Origin of the sequence: Mycobacterium paraense, from assembly GCF_002101815.1 — a bacterium.
GTDB classification, from domain to species: Bacteria; Actinomycetota; Actinomycetes; order Mycobacteriales; family Mycobacteriaceae; genus Mycobacterium; species Mycobacterium paraense.
In genome coordinates this window covers 97,787-116,935 of sequence record NZ_LQPM01000012.1, presented here as the reverse complement: position 1 = coordinate 116,935, position 19,149 = coordinate 97,787, and the positions used below count along the sequence as shown (strand labels likewise).

The 19,149-nt window shown below is 72.0% G+C and carries 20 protein-coding genes and 1 pseudogene; 14 read left to right on the top strand and 7 right to left on the bottom strand.

The genetic code is table 11. From position 1 onward, the window contains the following. The 4 genes and pseudogenes from AWB89_RS27270 to AWB89_RS11945 form a co-directional block, all read left to right on the top strand. A pseudogene (locus AWB89_RS27270) lies at nt 1-818 on the top strand (hypothetical protein); the annotation flags it as partial. A gap of 79 nt (nt 819-897) precedes the next feature. Next, a complete protein-coding gene (locus AWB89_RS11955) occupies nt 898-2,046 on the top strand; it encodes an 8-amino-7-oxononanoate synthase (protein ID WP_085173790.1) in 1,149 nt (382 codons plus the stop codon). Beyond that, a complete protein-coding gene (gene bioD, locus AWB89_RS11950; protein ID WP_085094665.1) occupies nt 2,043-2,723 on the top strand; it encodes a dethiobiotin synthase in 681 nt (226 codons plus the stop codon). Before AWB89_RS11955 ends, bioD begins: the two co-directional genes overlap by 4 nt. Next, nucleotides 2,723-3,229 (top strand): 2'-5' RNA ligase family protein, encoded by a 507-nt coding sequence (locus tag AWB89_RS11945; RefSeq protein ID WP_085094667.1) that lies wholly within the window; start codon nt 2,723-2,725, stop codon nt 3,227-3,229. The genes bioD and AWB89_RS11945 overlap by 1 nt, the downstream gene beginning before the upstream one ends. On the opposite strand, the gene AWB89_RS11940 is transcribed toward AWB89_RS11945, so the two are convergent. The 4 genes from AWB89_RS11940 to AWB89_RS11925 form a co-directional block, all read right to left on the bottom strand. Then, complete coding sequence (locus AWB89_RS11940; RefSeq protein WP_085173788.1) at nt 3,226-4,599, bottom strand: hypothetical protein; 1,374 nt, start codon at nt 4,597-4,599, stop codon at nt 3,226-3,228. The two genes, AWB89_RS11945 and AWB89_RS11940, sit on opposite strands and share 4 nt — an antisense overlap. Continuing rightward, a complete protein-coding gene (locus AWB89_RS11935; protein WP_085173786.1) occupies nt 4,596-4,952 on the bottom strand; it encodes a hypothetical protein in 357 nt (118 codons plus the stop codon). The genes AWB89_RS11940 and AWB89_RS11935 overlap by 4 nt, the downstream gene beginning before the upstream one ends. Nucleotides 4,953-4,956: 4 nt before the next feature. Next, a complete protein-coding gene (locus tag AWB89_RS11930; protein WP_085173784.1) occupies nt 4,957-6,795 on the bottom strand; it encodes a hypothetical protein in 1,839 nt (612 codons plus the stop codon). Nucleotides 6,796-6,872: 77 nt separating this feature from the next. Next, nucleotides 6,873-7,067: a hypothetical protein gene (locus tag AWB89_RS11925; RefSeq protein ID WP_085094675.1), complete on the bottom strand. Its 195-nt coding sequence runs from the start codon at nt 7,065-7,067 to the stop codon at nt 6,873-6,875. Between the two features lie 130 nt (nt 7,068-7,197). On the opposite strand from AWB89_RS11925, the gene bioB reads away from it, so the two are divergent. The 3 genes from bioB to AWB89_RS11910 are packed head-to-tail and all read left to right on the top strand — an operon-like array spanning nt 7,198 to nt 9,136. Beyond that, nucleotides 7,198-8,238: a biotin synthase BioB gene (bioB, locus tag AWB89_RS11920; RefSeq protein WP_085173814.1), complete on the top strand. Its 1,041-nt coding sequence runs from the start codon at nt 7,198-7,200 to the stop codon at nt 8,236-8,238. 14 nt (nt 8,239-8,252) lie between these two features. Beyond that, nucleotides 8,253-8,480 carry a biotin synthase auxiliary protein BsaP gene (gene bsaP / locus AWB89_RS11915; RefSeq protein ID WP_085094677.1) on the top strand — a complete coding sequence of 76 codons (228 nt, stop codon included), beginning with the start codon at nt 8,253-8,255 and terminating at the stop codon, nt 8,478-8,480. Beyond that, nucleotides 8,477-9,136 carry a DUF2567 domain-containing protein gene (locus AWB89_RS11910; RefSeq protein WP_372515209.1) on the top strand — a complete coding sequence of 220 codons (660 nt, stop codon included), beginning with the start codon at nt 8,477-8,479 and terminating at the stop codon, nt 9,134-9,136. Before bsaP ends, AWB89_RS11910 begins: the two co-directional genes overlap by 4 nt. Here the strand turns inward: AWB89_RS11910 and AWB89_RS11905 are convergent. Together AWB89_RS11905 and AWB89_RS11900 are read right to left on the bottom strand one after the other, a co-directional pair. Continuing rightward, complete coding sequence (locus AWB89_RS11905) at nt 9,131-10,471, bottom strand: lipase family protein (RefSeq protein WP_085094681.1); 1,341 nt, start codon at nt 10,469-10,471, stop codon at nt 9,131-9,133. The genes AWB89_RS11910 and AWB89_RS11905 overlap by 6 nt on opposite strands. Before the next feature lie 155 nt (nt 10,472-10,626). Further along, a complete protein-coding gene (locus AWB89_RS11900) occupies nt 10,627-11,337 on the bottom strand; it encodes an NUDIX hydrolase (protein ID WP_085173780.1) in 711 nt (236 codons plus the stop codon). A 46-nt stretch (nt 11,338-11,383) separates the two neighbouring features. On the opposite strand from AWB89_RS11900, the gene nadA reads away from it, so the two are divergent. The 3 genes from nadA to nadC are packed head-to-tail and all read left to right on the top strand — an operon-like array spanning nt 11,384 to nt 14,864. Beyond that, the gene (gene nadA / locus AWB89_RS11895; RefSeq protein ID WP_085173778.1) at nt 11,384-12,433 is read left to right on the top strand and encodes a quinolinate synthase NadA; all 1,050 of its coding nucleotides are present in this window, start codon (nt 11,384-11,386) and stop codon (nt 12,431-12,433) included. Beyond that, nucleotides 12,430-14,007, top strand: coding sequence for an L-aspartate oxidase (locus AWB89_RS11890; RefSeq protein ID WP_085173776.1), 1,578 nt, complete (start codon nt 12,430-12,432; stop codon nt 14,005-14,007). The genes nadA and AWB89_RS11890 overlap by 4 nt, the downstream gene beginning before the upstream one ends. A gap of 2 nt (nt 14,008-14,009) precedes the next feature. Beyond that, a complete protein-coding gene (gene nadC, locus AWB89_RS11885) occupies nt 14,010-14,864 on the top strand; it encodes a carboxylating nicotinate-nucleotide diphosphorylase (RefSeq protein ID WP_162293309.1) in 855 nt (284 codons plus the stop codon). Between the two features lie 103 nt (nt 14,865-14,967). Here nadC and AWB89_RS11880 read toward each other — a convergent pair whose 3' ends face one another. Next, a complete protein-coding gene (locus tag AWB89_RS11880) occupies nt 14,968-15,390 on the bottom strand; it encodes a nitroreductase family deazaflavin-dependent oxidoreductase (RefSeq protein WP_085094830.1) in 423 nt (140 codons plus the stop codon). A 46-nt stretch (nt 15,391-15,436) separates the two neighbouring features. Here AWB89_RS11880 and hisD point away from each other — a divergent pair, with 46 nt between their 5' ends. Genes hisD through hisH form a run of 4 tightly spaced genes read left to right on the top strand, consistent with a single transcriptional unit; the run spans nt 15,437 to nt 19,144 of the window. Continuing rightward, nucleotides 15,437-16,783 (top strand): histidinol dehydrogenase, encoded by a 1,347-nt coding sequence (gene hisD, locus AWB89_RS11875; RefSeq protein WP_085173774.1) that lies wholly within the window; start codon nt 15,437-15,439, stop codon nt 16,781-16,783. Then, complete coding sequence (locus AWB89_RS11870; protein ID WP_085173772.1) at nt 16,780-17,916, top strand: histidinol-phosphate transaminase; 1,137 nt, start codon at nt 16,780-16,782, stop codon at nt 17,914-17,916. The genes hisD and AWB89_RS11870 overlap by 4 nt, the downstream gene beginning before the upstream one ends. After that, nucleotides 17,913-18,530 (top strand): imidazoleglycerol-phosphate dehydratase HisB, encoded by a 618-nt coding sequence (gene hisB, locus AWB89_RS11865; RefSeq protein WP_085173770.1) that lies wholly within the window; start codon nt 17,913-17,915, stop codon nt 18,528-18,530. Before AWB89_RS11870 ends, hisB begins: the two co-directional genes overlap by 4 nt. After that, the gene (gene hisH / locus AWB89_RS11860) at nt 18,527-19,144 is read left to right on the top strand and encodes an imidazole glycerol phosphate synthase subunit HisH (protein WP_085173768.1); all 618 of its coding nucleotides are present in this window, start codon (nt 18,527-18,529) and stop codon (nt 19,142-19,144) included. Before hisB ends, hisH begins: the two co-directional genes overlap by 4 nt. The last annotated feature ends 5 nt before the right edge of the window (nt 19,145-19,149 follow it).

Sequence of the window (19,149 nt, the reverse complement as noted above, 5' to 3'; positions counted from 1 at the left end):
CCGCCATCTGGGGTGGCAACGGCGGGGCCGGCGGGGCAGGCGGGTCGTCGCTCACCTCCGGCGTGAACGGTGGCAACGGCGGGATCGGCGGGCCCGGTGGCTTCCTGTCGGGTGTCGGCGGTGCCGGCGGGGCCGGCGGGAACGCGACCGACGCGACCGGCGGCACCGGCGGAGCCGGCGGCAACACGGGCTTTCTCGGCGGGGAGCAACTGGGCGTGGGCGTTCCGCAAGGCGGTACCGGCGGGGCCGGCGGCATGAGCCTCACCGGCCAGGGCGGCACGGGCGGCGCCGGCGGCGCCGGCTTCCAGCTGGGCGGCACCGGAGGCGCCGGCGGCCAGGGCGCCACCGGGGGTGATGGCGGCGCGGGTGGCGTCGCGTTCAACTTGGGGTGGGGAACCGCCACCGGCGGGACCGGCGGCGAGGGCGGCATCGGCACGGTCGGCGCCGGCGGCAACGGCGGCCACGGCGGCGGCGCGATCATGGGCCCCTACAACTTCACCATCGACACTTTCAACGGCCTGGCGATATACCCGCCCGACTGGGGTACCGCCACCGGCGGGCTCGGCGGCACCGGTGGCTTCGGCGTCACGGTCGGCGGGACCGGTGGCACCGGCGGCACCGCCCAGAACTACCTGGCGACGGGGCATTCCGTCGGCGGCACCGGCGGGCTCGGCGGCGGCGGCGCCACCGGCGGCAACGGGGGCGCCGGCGGCAACGTGTACGCGATTACGGCCGGCAATGTCACGGTCGGGAGCGGCGGGGCGGCCGGCGGGCCCGGCGGGACGCCGGGCAATCCCGGGCAGGTCATCACTCCCTAGCGAGCGCCGGCGGCGACACGGCCGGCTCTCGGGAGGCTCTGCGTCAGGCGAGGCCGCCCGCCTCGTAGGCTGAACCGCGATGAGGGCACCAATCGAGACGTCCCCGCTGGCCTGGCTGGACGCGGTGGAGCGGCAGCGCCGCGAGGCCGGGCTGCGGCGTTCCCTGCGGCCGCGTCCGGCCGTCGCAACCGAGCTCGACCTGGCGTCCAACGACTACCTCGGCCTGTCGCAACACCCGGACGTGATCGAGGGGGGAGTGGCGGCGCTGCGCATCTGGGGCGCCGGCGCCACCGGTTCGCGCCTGGTCACCGGCGACACCGAACTGCACCAGGAATTCGAGACCGAGCTCGCCGGGTTCGTCGGCGCCGCCTCCGGCTTGCTGTTCTCGTCGGGATACACCGCCAACCTCGGCGCCGTCGTCGGGCTCTCGGGCCCCGGTTCGCTGCTGGTGTCCGACGCCCTGTCGCACGCGTCGCTGGTGGATGCCTGCCGGCTGTCGCGCGCCCGCGTGGTGGTGGCGCCGCACCGCGACGTGGACGCCGTCGACGCGGCCCTGCGCGCCCGGGACGAGGAGCGCGCCGTCGTCATCACCGACTCGGTGTTCAGCGCCGACGGCTCGCTGGCCCCGGTGCGCGAATTGCACGCGGCTTGCCGCCGCCACGGCGCCCTGTTGATCGTCGACGAGGCGCATGGCCTCGGCGTGCGCGGCGGCGGCCGCGGCCTGCTGCACGAGCTCGGGCTGGCGGGCGCGCCCGACATCGTGATGACAACGACGCTGTCCAAGGCGCTCGGCAGTCAGGGCGGCGTGGTCCTGGGGCCGGCGCAGGTGCGCGCGCACCTGATCGACGCGGCCCGGCCGTTCATCTTCGACACCGGCCTGGCCCCCGCGGCGGTGGGCGCCGCGCTGGCCGCGCTGCGCGTCCTGCAGGCCGAGCCGTGGCGCCCGCACGCGGTGCTGACGCATGCGCGCTTCCTGGCCGAGACCTGCGGCGTGCCCGACGACCCGGCATCGGCGGTGGTGTCGGTGATCCTGGGCGATCCGGAAGTGGCGCTGGCCGCCGCCACCGCCTGCCTGGACGCCGGGGTGCGCGTGGGCTGTTTCCGGCCACCGACCGTGCCCGCCGGAACGTCGCGGCTGCGCCTGTCCGCGCGCGCGTCGCTGGACGCCGCGGACCTGGAGATCGCCCGCCGGGTGCTGACGGACGTGCTCGTCGCGGCCCGCCGTTGACCGTCCTGGTCGTCACCGGCACCGGCACGGGGGTCGGCAAGACCGTCGTCACCGCGGCGCTGGCCTGCCACGCCCGCCAGGCGGGCATCGATGTGGCGGTGTGCAAACCGGTCCAGACCGGGACCGACTGCGGCGACGACGATGTGGCCGAGGTGGCGCGGCTGTCCGGGATCGCCGAGCTCGCCGGGCTGGCGCGGTACCCGCTGCCCCTGGCGCCCGCCGCGGCCGCCGAGCGGGCGGGAATCCCGTTGCCCACCGGCGAGGACGTGGTGCGCCTGGTCCGTGGCCTGGACCGGCCGGGGCGGCTGACGCTGGTGGAAGGGGCCGGCGGCCTGCTCGTCGAACTCGCCGGCGCGGGCGTCACGCTCCGCGATCTGGCGGTCGAGCTGGGCGCCGCCGCGCTCGTCGCGGTCACCGCGGAACTGGGCACCCTCAACCACACCGCCCTGACGTTGGAAGCCCTTGCGGCACACAGTGTTTCGTGTGCCGGTCTGGTGATCGGCAGCTGGCCGGCGCGGCCCGGCGTGGTGGAGACGTCGAATCGGGCCGCGCTGGGAAAGCTGGCGCCGGTCCGGGCGGCGCTGCCCGCCGGCGCCGGGTCACTGCACGCCGACGGCTTCGCGGCCATGAGCGCCGCGGCGTTCGACCGAGACTGGGTGACCGCGCTGGTGCGCTGATGGTCCATTCGATCGAGCTGACCTTCGACCCGGACACCGAGGCGGCCATACGCCACATCTGGGCCGACCTGGCCGGCGCCGGCATCCCCAGCCAGGCCCCGGCCGGCCGGCCGCACGTGACCCTGGCCGTCGCCGAGCACATCGACGCGCAAGTCGACGCGCTGCTGGCCCCGGTCGCCCGGCGCCTGCCGCTGACCGCGGCGATCGGCGCACCCGTGCTGTTCGGGCGGGCGAACGTGGTGTTCGCGCGATTGATTGTGCCGACGGGCGAGCTGCTGGCCCTGCACGCCGAGGTGCACCGGCTCTGCCACGCGCACCTGGAGCCCACGCCGATGCCCAACAGCCTGCCCGGCCAGTGGACCCCGCACGTGACGCTGGCCCGCCGGGTCGGCGGCCATCAACTCGGGCGGGCACTGCGCATCGCGGGCCGTCCGTCGCAGCTCGACGGCCGATTCGCCGGCCTGCGCCGCTGGGACGGCAAGGCGAAGGCCGAGCACCCGATTTAGCCGCCGAACAACAGGTACAGGCCGGTGAACGTGTAGCCCACCATGACCAGCATCATGGTGAGCTGCCCGGTGAGCTGATGGCCCGCCGGCAGCAACCGCAGCGCCTTGTCGTGGGCGGCGATCACCGCCACGATGTGCCCGGTGACCACGCACGCCACCTTGATGCCGGCGAGCACCGGCGGATGGCTGGACAGCACGTACGCGACGTGAAAGTGCGCCAGCCCCAACGGGTTCCAGCCGCGGCCGAGCGGATCGGCCAGCGCGAAGATCGCCTGCTGACCGCGTTCGACGAGGTAGCTCAAATAGTGCGCGAAGATGTAGCCCACCACGATCGGGATCAGCGAGTGCGCCATCTCGCCGGGCAGCGCACGGCGCTGTTCGCGGTCGACGCCGCCGGTGGCGCGCGCGGCCAGCGAAAACGTCAGCGCCACAACGGAAATGAACACGATCAGCCCGAGCGTTCGCAGCACCGCAGAAGACAGCGCCGACAGCGTCGGCGGCAGGCCGAAGCCGCGGGAAATCCCGTCGGCGAACCCGCGCCACGTCGGCGACGACGAGAAACTGTCGAAGGCGGTCGACCCGAGCAGCACCGCCAGCAGCACGACCACGCCCGGGCGCACCGGCAGCGACGGCAGGTGGTCGAGCGGATTGCCGACGACGATTCGACCGGTGTCCGGGTTGCGGCGAAACGGGCACAGCCGCGACACGGCCATGCTGTACACGCCGAACGGGTCGGCCCGCGCCAGCCAGCGCTGTCCGCACAGCCACGCGCCGCCCAGCATGAGCACCGCGTAGGTCAGCAGCCACGCCTTGACCAGCGGCAGCGACGCCGAGTTGGGGCTGGCCAGCTCCATCCACACGAACGCGAACAGGCCCACCGCCGCGGGCCGGTATCCCCAGCCCTCGGGATAGGACCGACGCGGACGTCCCAGGCGCTCGGGCGTGATGCGCCGCAACAGTAAATACACGGTGCGCATCGGGGAGAGCACCCGCCAGACCGGCCCGAACGCCAGCGACAGCGCCACCAGCCCGACCCACAGCAGCACGTAGAACGCGCCGAGCAGGGCGTTGGAATCCGACTGCGGCCCGCACACGCCGGCCAGCACCACCCACGCCGCGAACAGCAGCGCCAGCCCGGCGGCCGCCCAGCGGGTGGCGGGGGCGTCGACAAAAGAGGCCAGCGCCGCCGGCAACGGGCGGCCGGGCTTGCGGGGGTCAAACCGCGGGCGCCGCCAGGCGAACGCGACCAGTGCGAACGTGAACGTCAACGCCCATGCCGCGCCGACCATCGCGTACAGGTACGGCACCGGAAGGTCGCCGGAACCGCCCAGACCGTGCGCGAGCACCACCGTCGCGCCACGGCCGCTCACGGCTGCACTTGGATGGTCGCGATCGTGCGGTCCAGGTGATGCAGCTCGACCTCGACGTTGCCGGGCACGTCGACGCTGAACTGGAAGGTCTGGTTGGGCGCGGCCGCAATCTGGAACTTGTGGTCGGGGGTGGAGTGCACGTGCAGCTCGTCGGTGGTGTCGCTGCTGACCCGGATGGTGATCTGCTGGTGCACCTTGGCGAGCAGGGTGGCGTTCGTCGGGGTGACCTGCCCCTTGGCGATGGTGACGTCGACGACCGGGGCGGCGCCGGGGGACTGGTTTTGCGAACCGCCACAGGCGGCCAGGGCCCACACCAGCGCCGCCACCCAGACGAGGGTGCTCCGGACCGTCATGGAATCAGGCCGCTCGGGGAGCGCCGGGCAGCGGCTGCTTCTCCTCGACCGGCTCCGGCGCGCCCTCGGCGTAGCCGAGCCGACCCGCACCCCACGTCAGCGCGGAGATCACCATCAGCGTCAGGATCAGCACCACGATCCCGCCGGCGGTGAACAACCAGGTCGGCGCGCCCTGGTCGCGTTCGCGCTGCAGGATCGTCACCTCCAGCACGAACGGCCGCGTGCTCGACGCCAGCGCCGGAACCTCGGGTGCCGGGATGGCGGCGTCCGCCGGCTCCCAGATGGGCACGGCCGTCATGGTGCGGCCGTCCTGGACCCGCAGCAGCGTCTTCCATTCCCCCCACACCGGGACCGGCTGGGTGGACCGGTAGTGCCCGGGTCCCACCTTGGCGAGCCGGTCGATCATCAGGCCGCGGTCGTTCTGCATCCGCCCCTGCCACGACAGGATGGTCAGCCAGTCCGGGTTGTCGCTGACGAACGGCGGCGTCAGCTGGACGTCGGCCGACACCATGCGCTGCCCGGGCGGGCTGGGCAGATCCGTCAGGGTGACGGTGGCGGTGTTCTGCCGCGGCACGGTGATGTGCAGCCCGTTGGCCACCGCGCCGCCGATCACCAGGACCGTCAGGGCCACCGCCGCGATGCCGACCTTGCGGCCGGGCAGCCGCTGCCCCGTCAGCACCAGGCCGAACAGCGCCCCACAGACGCCGGTCAGCACGGCCACCGGCACCGCCATCGCGAGCGCCTCGCCCCACATCCTGGTCGGCCACGGGTAGTGGTACACCGCCCCGATCCACAGCGACTCCAGCCACAGCCCGACGGTCGCCACGGCGAGGCCCGAAACGGCGCCAAACGCGATGGGGCGCTTGATCAAGGGGGTCAGCGCCACCAGCTCGACGACCAGCGCGGGGCCCAGATACAGCGGGAACCAATTGATCGGCGCGCCCAGGATGGGGCCCACCAGCAGCGCGACCAGGCCGCGCAGCGCGATGGCGAACACCGCCGCGATGATCGCGGCTCCGCGTCCCATCGTGTAGCGGGCGGCGACCGACGCCAGCGCGGCCGCCGCGGCGATCAACATCGGCTGGAACACCAGGCGGAATTGCGGGACGCCGAAGTCGAATTCGATCTGGTAGACCGACAGGCCGATGAACAGGCCGCCGAACGACAGGTAGCGCAGGAACGTGATGAAGACGCCGTGGTAGACCTCCCCGGCCTCGTGCGCCTCGCCCTCGCGTTCCAGCATCAGCACCGCGAACAGAGAAAAGCACGCGCCGCCGATCATCATCAGATGTGTTGGGCCCCAGAGGGTTACGTCTTGGCCGAAGATCCGGTGCCAGATGTCGTCGAGCGGGAAACCGATCATCGCGTACAGCCCGCAACCGGCCATCAGCACGCCGCCGACCGGCGCATGCCAGTTACTCGTGATGCGCACCGCCGCCGGGCCGGGCTGGTCGAACGGCAGCACCACCGACAACATGCCCGCCACGAAGATCCCGAACAGGCCGATGATGATGAAGTAGTGCGCCGGGTTGGCCAGCGGGCCGGGGTCGCGGCCGTTTCCGATGTGCCAGCTGACGTCCCAGATGAACCCGAACAGCGCGCAGATGATCGAGGTGGTGAACACCAGGACCGGGAGGGCCACCCAGTTGGGGCGGTGGAACTTCTCGCCCATCTTGTCCGCGATCCGGGTCAGCCACCCGATGCGATGGGTGCGGTGGGCATACCCGACCCACAGCATGACCGCGGCTATCACCACCGCGGCGATCGACAGGCCGATCACCTGGTTGAGGCCCGCGCCGCGCGCCGGTGCCTCGGCAACAAAAGTCAGATCCGCCGATTTCATCGTCCAACCCTCCCAACACGCCCGACCTGAGGTGTGATCCAACTCGCAGGAACCGGAATGCCCCGATCGAGGGCCCGTCAATCACCCTTTTGGTCGGCGTCGTCGCCCCGCGGCGCGGCCGGCTGGGATTTGCCACCGTTGCGCCGGTCTTTCAGCGCGACGTACAGGATCACCGCGACGACGAGGACGGCCGGCAGGAACGCCGGGATGGCCAGCAGCAGCATGTGGTGGGCCAGGTATTCGACGTGCGGAGCGCTCTCCCAAACGGTCATGGTGCAGGCATACCCCGGCGGCCCCCATCTTCAGCGGCCGTTACCCTACTTTGAACACCGAATTTATTCAGGCTGCCGGCGACGGCAGGTGCGGCTGCGCGCGCACGAAAAGGATGCAGGGGAGTACCTGGTGACTCAAGCGGCAACTCGGCCGACGACCGACGCCGGCGACGGGAACGACGACATTCTCGCGGTGGCCCGCCAGCAGGTGCTGGAACGCGGCGAGGGACTCGGCCGCGACCAGGTGCTACAGGTGCTGCAGCTGGCCGACGAGCGGCTCGACGACCTGCTGGCGCTCGCCCACGAGGTGCGGATGCGCTGGTGCGGCCCGGAGGTCGAGGTCGAGGGCATCATCAGCCTGAAGACCGGCGGGTGCCCCGAGGACTGCCACTTCTGCTCGCAGTCGGGGCTGTTCTCCTCGCCGGTGCGCAGCGCGCGGCTGGACATCCCCAGCCTGGTCGAGGCGGCCAAACAGACCGCCAAGTCGGGCGCCACCGAGTTCTGCATCGTGGCCGCGGTGCGCGGGCCCGACGAGCGGCTGATGGCGCAGGTCGCCGCCGGCATCGAGGCCATCCGCAACGAGGTGGAGATCAACATCGCCTGCTCGCTGGGCATGCTGACGGCCGAGCAGGTGGATCAGCTCGCGGCGATGGGCGTGCACCGCTACAACCACAACCTCGAAACCGCCCGCTCGTTCTTCACCAACGTCGTGACCACCCACACGTGGGAGGAGCGCTGGCAGACGCTGTCGATGGTGCGCGACGCCGGCATGGAGGTGTGCTGCGGCGGCATCCTCGGCATGGGCGAGACCCTGGAGCAACGCGCCGAGTTCGCCGCCGACCTGGCCGAACTCGGCCCCGACGAGGTGCCGCTGAACTTCCTCAACCCGCGGCCGGGCACCCCGTTCGGCGACCTGGAGGTCATGCCCGTCGCCGAGGCGCTGAAGTCGGTGGCCGCCTTCCGGCTGGCACTGCCGCGCACCATGCTGCGCTTCGCCGGGGGCCGCGAGATCACCCTGGGTGACCTCGGCGCCAAGCAGGGCATCCTCGGCGGCATCAACGCGGTGATCGTCGGGAACTACCTGACCACGCTCGGCCGCCCCGCCGAGGCGGACCTGGAGCTCCTCGACGACCTGCAGATGCCGATCAAGGCGCTGAACGCCACTCTGTAAGAGACTTGGAGACTGTGGTTCGCGATCTGGGCGCCCCGGTCAGCGCCGGCGTCTACAACGTCTACACCGGGGAATTGGGCGGCACCGCCGTCCCGACGGCCGCCCAGCTGGGCCTGGAGCCGCCCCGGTTCTGCGCGGAATGCGGGCGCCGGATGATCGTCCAGGTCAGGCCCGACGGCTGGCGCGCCCAGTGCTCGCGGCACGGGCAGGTCGACTCCGCGGACCTGGAGGCGCAGCGGTGACCGAGCAGACCGCCACCGAGAACACCCCCGCGCGCACGGGCGTCCCCCGCGCGGTGCGGAGGCGCGCGATCGTCACCGCGGCGGTGGGAGTGACGGCGAGCGGCGTCGTGATCGGCGCGCTGTGGGCGTGGATCGCGCCGCCGATCCACGCGGTGGTGGCGATCACCCGCGCGGGCGAGCGGGTGCACGACTACCTGGGGAACGAATCCGAGCACTTCTTCAACGCGCCCTGCCTGATGCTGGGCCTGCTGACGGTGCTGGCGGTGGTGGGCACGGCGCTGGTGTGGCAGTGGCGCAAGCACCGCGGGCCCGCCATGGTGCTGGCGCTGGTGCTGGGCATGGTGGCCGCCGCCGCCGTCGCGGCCGCGACGGGCGTGTTGCTGGTCCGGTTGCGCTACGGCGCGGTGAACTTCGACGCGGTGCCGCTGGCGGGAAAGCCGTCGGTGGCCTACGTCATCGAGGCCCCGCCGGTGTTCTTCGCCCAGCGGGCGCTGCAGGTCGCGCTGACCCTGATGTGGCCCGCCGGCATCGCCGCGCTGGTCTACGCGCTGATGGCGGCCGCCGACGCCCGCGACGACCTCGGCGGGCTGCCCGTCGCCCGGCCGGCTACCGCGCTGCCGATCAAGCCGGAGGCCCCGGAGGCCGCCGTCTCATAGCGGACGGTGCGGCACCTTCCGGCCGGTGATGACCTTGGCCGCGATCTTGACCAGCCGCGCCATGCCGACGTAGGTCATCGGGTTGAACATCGTCGGCCACGTGGTCCGGATCAGGTGCTCGGTCAGTGGCCGGCCGTCGAACCGGTCGGTGAGCCAGCGCAGCGTCATCGGGGCGGACAGCGGGTGCAGGCACAGGTGCTCGTTGAACGCGTCCCGGTGATAGGTGACCCGCGCGCCGCCGGCCGAGTAGGCGTCGGCGAGCGCGTCGATGTCGTGAACGTCGATCAGGTAGTCGTGGACGGCCTGCACGATCAGCACCGGCGGCGTCGGCACGGCCGCGCCCAGCTTGATGCTCTCGAACACGTGCGTGATCTCGGGGGTGTTGAGGATGTCTTCCAGCGGCTCGTCCAGGTAGTCGCCCATGTTCTTGCCGGCCATCCGCAGCACCGCTTCCACGGTGGTCATCTTCTCCAGCGAGTCCAGCAGGGCGCGGCCCTCCTCGTTGGTGTGCTCGGAGATGACGCGCTCCAGGTCGGGGTAGATGTGGGCGAGCGCGGCCACGACCAACGCGGGCAGGCCGGCGAGGAAGCCCCCGTTGAGCCTGCGGAACGTGTGGCCGAGGTCGCCGACCGGCGATCCGAGCACCGCCCCGACGATGTTCAGGTCCGGCGCGTAGTCGGCGCACACCTCGGCGGCCCAGGCGCTGGCCAGGCCACCGCCGGAGTATCCCCACAGCCCGATCGGGGCCGACGGGGACAACGCGAGCCGCTCGAAACTCAGCGCCGCCCGGATGCCGTCCAGGACGCGGTAGCCGGGCTCATACGGCGCGCCCCACGAACCGTGGATGCCTTCGTGGTCGGGAACCGAGACGGCCCAGCCCTCGGCGACGGCGGCGTTGATCAGCAGGAACTCCAGCTGGCTCAACGATCCCAGCGCCTTGGCCCTGCGCCGCAGCGCGTAGGAGGGGAAGCAGCGCGAGGTCATCGCGTCGATCGCGCACTGATAGGACAGCAGCGGGCAGGCCTGCCCCGGAGCCCGCTTCGCCGGGACGATCACCGTGGTCACGGTCGCCTCGGGCTGGCCGTTCATGTCCATCGTGCGGTAGAGCAGCTGCACGGCGGTGACGGGCTGCGGGATCAGGCCCAAAAACGCCAGCTCGACCTCGCGCGAGCGCAGCACGGTGCCGGGCTCGGCGTGCTGGAAGCCCGGCGGGGGCTGGTAGAACGGGTCGTCCGAGGGCAGCAGTGGCCGCACCTTGCGCCGCAGTTCCTCGTGCGGCGGCTTCGCGATCCACTGCGCGCCGTGCGTGCCCGCCAGATTGCCGAGCTCAACCATTCGTCGATCCCTTCTTGGCCACCCGGCATTCTCGCGCATGAACGGGTGGTGGCCAAAACGTAATCGCCGCGTTGTGAGCCAGTTCTCGTCGGTCTCTGCAGCTCGGCGGCGGAGGTGTCGGCGCCCAATCTACCGGCGTGTCGAGGAAAAGCCCCTCAAAACTGGCCGGGCGGCCGGAACGCGGCGAATTCGTCGGTGACCCGCAGCTGCGAGTCGGTGAAGTGGTAGAGCGCCGCCGGGCGCCCGCCGCTGCGGCCGGACTGCGCGAAGGTGCCGGTCTGGCTGATGACACCGCGCCGGGCCAGCACGCGTTGCAGGTTCGTCGCGTCGACCTGGTAGCCCAGCGCCGCGCCGTAGATGTCGCGCAGCGTGGAAAGCGCGAATTCCCTTGGCGCCAAGGCGAATCCGATGTTGGTGTAGGACATCTTGGCGACCAGCCGGGTCCGGGCGTGCTCCACCATCGGGCCGTGGTCGAACGCCATCGGCGGCAGCGAATTCACCGGATGCCAGCGGGTGTCCGGCGGCAGTTCGGGGATGGCGGGGGAGGGCACCAGACCCAGGAATGTCGAGGCGATCACCCGGGCGCCGGGCACCCGGTGTGGGTCGGAAAACACAGCGAGCTGCTCCAAGTGAGCCAGCTCTCGCAGGTCGACCTTCTCGGCCAGTTGGCGGCGCACCGAGGTGGTCATGTCCTCGTCGTTGCGCAGCCGGCCGCCGGGCAGCGACCAGGCGCCCTGCTGCGGATCCTTGGCGCGCTGCCATAACAGCACGTTCAACTGGGGTTTCTCTCGGCGCGGCGCGGCGGTCACCTGGCGAACCTGAAACACGACCGCGAGCACCTCGTGTTCAGTGCTAGTATGGCCCATGTTTTCGATTATAAGTCGAAAACCTCCTGGGCTGAAAGGAGCCGCCGTGACGGTTATGAATCGCATGGACACGCTCGCCGAAGACATGATGGCCGACATCACGGACACGCCCGCCGGCTACGCCGGCCTCGAGGGCGACGAACAGTGGGCGGCCGAGGTCCGGCGGCTGGCGAAACTGCGCGGCGCCACCGTGCTCGCGCACAACTACCAGCTGCCCGCCATCCAGGACGTCGCCGACCACGTGGGCGATTCGCTGGCGCTGTCGCGGATCGCCGCAGACGCACCCGAGGACACCATCGTGTTCTGCGGCGTGCACTTCATGGCCGAGACCGCCAAGATCCTCAGCCCCGACAAGACCGTGCTCATCCCGGACCAACGGGCCGGCTGCTCGCTGGCCGATTCCATCACCGCCGACGAACTGCGCGCCTGGAAGGACGAGCACCCCGGCGCCGTCGTCGTCTCCTACGTCAACACCACGGCCGCCGTGAAGGCCCTCACCGACATCTGCTGCACCTCGTCCAACGCCGTCGACGTGGTCGAGTCCATCGACCCCGACCGCGAGGTGCTGTTCTGCCCCGACCAATTCCTCGGCGCCCACGTGCGCCGGGTGACGGGCCGGCAGAACCTGCACGTGTGGGCCGGTGAATGCCACGTGCACGCCGGGATCAACGGCGACGAGCTCTCCGAGCAGGCGCGCGCCAACCCCGACGCCGAACTGTATGTCCACCCCGAATGCGGTTGCGCCACTTCGGCGTTGTACCTCGCCGGCGAGGGCGCCTTCCCGGCCGAGCGGGTGAAGATCCTGTCCACCGGCGGCATGCTCGACGCCGCGCACGAGACCCGCGCCCGCAAGGTGCTGGTCGCCACCGAGGTCGGCATGCTGCACCAGTTGCGCAGGGCCGCACCGCAAGTCGACTTCCGCGCGGTCAACGACCGCGCCTCCTGCAAGTACATGAAGATGATCACCCCGGCGGCCCTGCTGCGTTGCCTGGTCGAGGGCGCCGACGAGGTCGACGTCGACCCGGACATCGCGGCGGCGGGCCGGCGCAGCGTGCAGCGAATGATCGCGATCGGGCAGCCGGGCGGCGGCGAATGATCGCCCGCCCCGACTGGACCCACACCGCCGACGTCGTCGTGATCGGCACCGGCGTCGGCGGGCTGGCCGCCGCGCTGGCCGCACATCGCGCAGGCCGCAGCGTCGTCGTGCTCAGCAAGGCCGACCAGGCGAAGGGGGGGACCGCGACCCACTACGCGCAGGGCGGGATCGCGGTGGTCCTGCCCGACAACGATGACTCCGTCGAGGCGCACGTCGCCGATACCCTGGCGGCCGGCGCCGGCCTGTGCGATCCCGACGCGGTGTACTCGATCGTCGCCGATGGATACCGGGCGGTGTCCGAATTGGTCGGCGACGGAGCGCGATTCGACGAAGCCGTCCCCGGCCGCTGGGACGTGACGCGCGAGGGCGGCCACTCCCGGCGGCGCATCGTGCACGCCGGGGGGGACGCGACCGGCGCCGAGGTGCAGCGGGCGCTCGACCGCGCCGCGGCCATGCTGGACATCCGCCCCGGCCACGTGGCCCTGCGGGTGCTGCACAACGACGACGCCGTCACCGGGGTCCTGCTCGGCAGCGTGGACGGCTACGGAATCATCAACGCGCCGTCGGTGATCCTGGCCTCCGGCGGGCTCGGGCACCTCTACGGCGCGACCACCAACCCCGACGGCTCCACCGGCGACGGCATCGCGCTGGCGCTGTGGGCCGGCGTGCCGGTCAGCGACCTCGAGTTCATCCAGTTCCACCCGACGATGCTCTTTGGCGGCAAGAGTGGCGGCCGCCGGCCGTTGGTCACGGAGGCCATCCGCGGCGAGGGCGCCATGTTGCTTGACCGACAAGGCAATTCGGTGACGGCCGGCGTCCACCCGATGGGCGACCTGGCCCCGCGCGACGTCGTCGCGGCGGCCATCGACGCGCGCCTGAAGGCCACCGGCGACCCGTGCGTCTACCTCGACGCGCGCGGCATCGCCGGCTTCGAGGCCCGATTCCCCACCGTCACCGCCGCCTGCCGGGAGGCCGGGATCGACCCCGTCCGCCAGCCCATCCCGGTGGTTCCCGGCGCGCACTACAGCTGCGGCGGCGTGGTCACCGACGTGTGCGGCCAGACCGACCTGCCCGGGCTCTTCGCCGCCGGCGAGGTGGCGCGCACCGGAATGCACGGCGCCAACCGCCTGGCGTCCAACAGCCTGCTCGAGGGCCTGGTGATCGGCGGCCGCGCCGGCCGCGCGGCGGCAGCGCACGCGGCGGCGGCCGGGCGCGTCCGGGCGGAGGCCCCCGAGCCCGTCGCCCACACCGCCCTGCAGCGGGGCGACCTGCACCGCGCGATGAGCCGGCACGCCTCGGTGGTGCGGGACGCAGCCGGGCTGAATCGCCTGTCCGACAAGCTTTCCGGGGCACCGGTGCGCAACGTGGGCGGCCGCCGCGATTTCGAGGACATCGCGTTGACGCTGACCGCCCGGGCCCTGACCGCGGGGGCCCTGGCGCGCAACGAAAGCCGCGGTTGCCACCACCGCGCCGAGTACCCGCATGCCGCGCCGGAACAGGCACGCAGCAGCGTGCTCCGGCTGGCCGACGACGGCAACGCCGTGTTGGTGGAGGCGCTGGCGGCGGTGGGCTGACGATGCTGTCCGACTGCGAACTCGAGGCCGCTGGGGACGCCATCCGCCGCGCCCTGCACGAGGATCTGCGCTACGGGCCCGACGTCACCACGCAGGCCACGGTGCCCGCCGGCGCGCAGGCCACGGCGTCCATGGTGCCCCGCGAGCCGGGGGTGATCGCCGGCGTGGACGTCGCGCTGCTGGTCCTCGACGAGGTCCTCGGCGAAGGCGGTTACCAGGTGCTGGCTCGCGTCGAGGACGGGGCCCGGCTGCGGCCGGGGGAGCCGGCGCTGACGGTGCGCGCGCCCACCCGCGGTCTGCTGACCGCGGAGCGCACCGCGCTCAACCTGATCTGCCACCTGTCGGGGATCGCCACCGAGACCGCCGCGTGGGTCGACGCGGTGCACGGCACTAAGGCCAAGGTCCGCGACACCCGCAAGACCCTGCCCGGCCTGCGGGCGTTGCAGAAGTACGCGGTGCGCGTCGGCGGGGGCGTCAACCACCGCCTGGGGCTCGGCGACGCGGCGCTGATCAAGGACAACCACGTGGCGGCCGCCGGCTCGGTGGTCGAGGCGCTGCGGGCGGTGCGCGAGGCCGCCCCCGACCTGCCGTGCGAGGTCGAGGTGGACTCGCTCGAGCAGCTCGACGAGGTGCTGGGCGAAAAGCCCGAGCTGATCCTGCTGGACAACTTCCCGGTGTGGCAGACGCAGATGGCCGTGCAGCGCCGCGATGCCCGGGCGCCCGCCGTGCTGCTCGAGTCGTCCGGCGGGCTCAGCCTGGACAACGCCGCGACGTACGCCGCGACCGGCGTCGATTACCTGGCCGTCGGCGCGCTCACGCACTCGGTGCGCGTGCTCGACATCGGCCTGGACATGTAGGGGCTTCGGTCAGCCGCGAAAGTGCAAGTACCGACGGCCCTTCTCGGCCAACGTGTCGCTAGTTGCACCCTCGCGCCCAGCCAATATCCCCGGCGCGGCGGCGTCAGGCGATATCGCCGACGAAAACACCGATCCGGCGCAGCTGCATGCGGGCCATCCGCGGCAGGGATTCGGCCTCGGGCCCGTCGTAGCCCGCGGGCAGGATCCGCGGGTTGGTCACGTGCACGACGCGCTTGCCGCTGTACTGCACGTCGGCCTCGCCGGCCGCCAGCACGTTCTTCACCCAGTTCGTCTTGCCGTGGCCCAGCGCGATCGCCAGCACGTTGCCCTTGCGGTAGGGCGTGATGATGGTCTCGTACGGCGTGCCCGACGTGCGGCCGCGGTGCTTGATGGTCGCGGTCCCGGGCATGAAACGGGCGAACGGCTTGAGCGCCGGGTTGAAGTACTTGATCTGAAAGCGCTCGAACCAGGGCGGAAATACCATCGGGACGCCCGGGGCGTTATTCGGATGATCCTTCGCGGACATGTGGCCACACTACCGCTGGGATAACAACTTGAGCTGCTCTGGGACAATGAACAACGTGACCCCCACCCAACCGTCGCCGATCGCCCGCATTGACCTGCGCGGCGCGGAGCTGACGGCCGCCCGCCTGCGGGCCGCGCTGCCCCGCGGCGGCGCCGACGTGGACAGCGTGCTGCCCACCGTGCGCCCGATCGTGCAGGCCGTCGCCGAGCGGGGGGCCGAGGCGGCGCTGGACTACGGGGCGTCGTTCGACGGGGTGCGGCCCCCGGCCGTGCGGGTGCCCGGCGAGGCCCTCGACAGGGCGTTGGGCGATCTGCACGCCGACGTGGCCGAGGCGCTGCAGGTGATGATCGACCGCGCCCGCGCGGTGCACGCCGACCAGCGGCGCGCCGACGTGACGACCACCCTGGGTCCCGGCGCGACGGTGACCGAGCGCTGGGTTCCCGTCGAGCGCGTCGGCCTGTACGTGCCGGGCGGCAACGCGGTGTACCCGTCGAGCGTGGTGATGAATGTGGTGCCGGCGCAGGCCGCCGGCGTCGGCTCGCTGGTGGTGGCCAGCCCGCCGCAGGCCCGCTTCGACGGGCTGCCGCACCCGACGATCCTGGCCGCGGCCCGGCTGCTGGGCGTCCAGGAGGTGTGGGCCGTCGGCGGGGCGCAGGCCGTCGCGCTGCTGGCCTATGGCGGCACCGACACCGACGGCTCTGAGCTGGTGCCCGTCGACATGATCACCGGGCCCGGCAACATCTACGTCACCGCGGCCAAGCGGCTGTGCCGCGCGCGGGTGGGCATCGACGCCGAGGCCGGGCCGACGGAGATCGCCATCCTGGCCGACCACACCGCCGATCCCGCGCACGTGGCCGCCGACCTGATCAGCCAGGCCGAGCACGACGAGATGGCCGGCAGCGTGCTGGTGACCCCCAGCGAGCGGCTGGCCGCGGCCACCGAGACCGAGCTGAGCGCCCAGCTGCAGACGACGGTGCACCGCGAACGCGTGACGACCGCGCTCGGCGGACCCCAGTCGGCGATCATCCTGGTCGACGACGTCGACGCCGGCGTCGAGGTCGTCAACGCCTACGCCGCCGAGCACCTGGAGATCCAGACCGTCGACGCGCCCCGCGTCGCCGGGCGAATCCGTTCGGCCGGAGCGATTTTCGTCGGCCCCTACGCGCCGGTCAGCCTCGGCGACTACTGCGCCGGGTCCAACCACGTGCTGCCGACCGGCGGCTCGGCCCGGCACTCCAGCGGCCTGTCGGTGCAGACGTTCCTGCGCGGCATCCACGTCGTGGACTACACCGAGGCGGCCCTCAAGGACGTTTCCGGCCACGTGGTCACGCTGGCCAAGGCCGAGGACCTGCCGGCGCACGGCGAGGCGGTACGGCGGAGGTTCGAGCGATGACCCAACCCCACCAGCCGACGCTGGACGACCTGCCCCTGCGCGAGGACCTGCGGGGCAAATCGCCCTACGGGGCACCGCAATTGGCGGTTCCGGTCCGGCTGAACACCAACGAGAACCCGCACCCGCCGACCCGGGCGCTGGTCGACGACGTGGTGCGGTCGGTCGGTGAGGCCGCCGCGGAGCTGCACCGGTATCCCGACCGCGACGCGGTGGCCCTGCGCCGCGACCTGGCGGCCTATCTCACCGCGCAGACCGGAACCCCGCTCACTGTCGAAAACCTCTGGGCCGCTAACGGTTCCAACGAGATCCTGCAGCAGCTGCTGCAGGCGTTCGGCGGGCCGGGGCGCACGGCGATCGGGTTCGTCCCGTCCTACTCGATGCACCCGATCATCGCCGACGGCACCCGCACCGAGTGGCTGGAAGCCGCCCGCGCCGACGACTTCGGCCTCGACGTCGAAGCGGCGGTCGCCGCCGTGGCCGACCGCGAACCCGACGTCGTGTTCGTCGCCAGCCCCAACAACCCGTCGGGACAGAGCGTTTCACTGCCGGACCTGCGCCGGCTGCTCGACGTGGTTGCGGGCATCCTGATCGTCGACGAGGCCTACGGCGAATTCTCCTCGCGGCCCAGCGCCGTGGCGCTGATCGAGGAGTATCCGACCAAGCTCGTCGTCACCCGCACCATGAGCAAGGCGTTCGCGTTCGCCGGCGGGCGGCTCGGCTACCTGATCGCCACGCCGGCGATGATCGACGCGATGCTGCTGGTGCGGCTGCCCTACCACCTGTCGTCGGTCACCCAGGCCGCGGCCCGGGCGGCGCTGCGGCACGCCGACGACACGCTCGGCAGCGTCGCCACCCTGATCGCCGAACGGGAGCGCGTCAGCAAGGCCTTGAGCGGCATGGGTTTTCGGGTCATCCCGAGCGACGCCAACTTCGTGCTGTTCGGGCAGTTCGCCGACGCCCCGGCCACCTGGCAGCGCTACCTGGAGGCCGGCGTGTTGATCCGTGACGTCGGGATCCCGGGTTACCTGCGCGCCACCACGGGGCTGGCCGAGGAGAACGACGCGTTCCTGCGCGTCAGCGCCCAGATCGCGGCCACCGAATTGGCCCCCGCCACACCAGTAGGAGCCCAGTGAGCACCGAAGCCCGACGCGCTCGTATCGAGCGGCGAACCAAGGAATCCGACATCGTCGTGGAGCTCGACCTCGACGGCACCGGCCAGGTCGACGTCGACACCGGCGTGCCGTTCTACGACCACATGCTGACGGCGTTGGGCAGCCACGCCAGCTTCGACCTGACCGTGCGGACCAAGGGCGACGTCGAGATCGAAGGCCACCACACCATCGAGGACACCGCGATCGTGCTGGGCCAGGCGATCGGGCAGGCGCTGGGCGACAAGAAGGGGATCCGGCGCTTCGGGGACGCCTTCATCCCGATGGACGAGGCGCTGGCGCACGCCGCTGTCGACGTGTCCGGGCGGCCCTACTGCGTACACACCGGGGAGCCGGATCACCTGCAACACACCACGATTGCCGGCGGTTCGGTGCCCTATCACACCGTCGTCAACCGGCACGTGTTCGAAACGCTGGCGTCCAACGCCCGCATCGCGCTGCACGTGCGCGTCCTGCACGGTCGCGACCCGCACCACATCACCGAGGCGGAATACAAGGCGGTGGCCCGCGCGCTGCGCCAGGCCGTCGAGCCCGATCCCCGGGCGTCGGGCGTGCCGTCCACCAAAGGTGTTCTGTGACGAAATCGGTTGTGGTCCTGGACTATGGCTCGGGCAACCTGCGGTCGGCCCAGCGCGCGCTGCAGCGCGTCGGCGCGTCGGTCGAGGTGACCGCCGACGCCGGCGCGGCGGCGGCCGCCGACGGGCTGGTGGTGCCGGGCGTCGGCGCATTCGAGGCGTGCATGACGGGGCTCCGCAAGATCGCGGGGGAGCAGATCATCGCCGAGCGGGTCGCCGCAGGGCGCCCGGTGCTGGGCGTGTGCGTCGGCATGCAGATCCTGTTCGCCCGCGGCGTCGAATTCGGGGTGGAGACAAAGGGCTGCGGTCAGTGGCCGGGTGCGGTCACCCGCCTCGACGCCCCGGTGATCCCGCACATGGGCTGGAACGTGGTGGATTCCGGTCCGGGCAGCGTCCTGTTCAAGGGGCTGGCCGCCGACGCCCGGTTCTATTTCGTGCACTCCTACGCCGCGCAGCGTTGGGAGGGCGCTCCCGAGGCGGTGCTGACGTGGGCCACCCACCAGGTTCCGTTCTTGGCCGCCGTCGAGGACGGGCCGCTCTCCGCCACCCAATTCCACCCGGAAAAGAGCGGCGACGCCGGCGCGGCCGTGTTGAGCAATTGGGTGGAGGGACTGTGAACGAC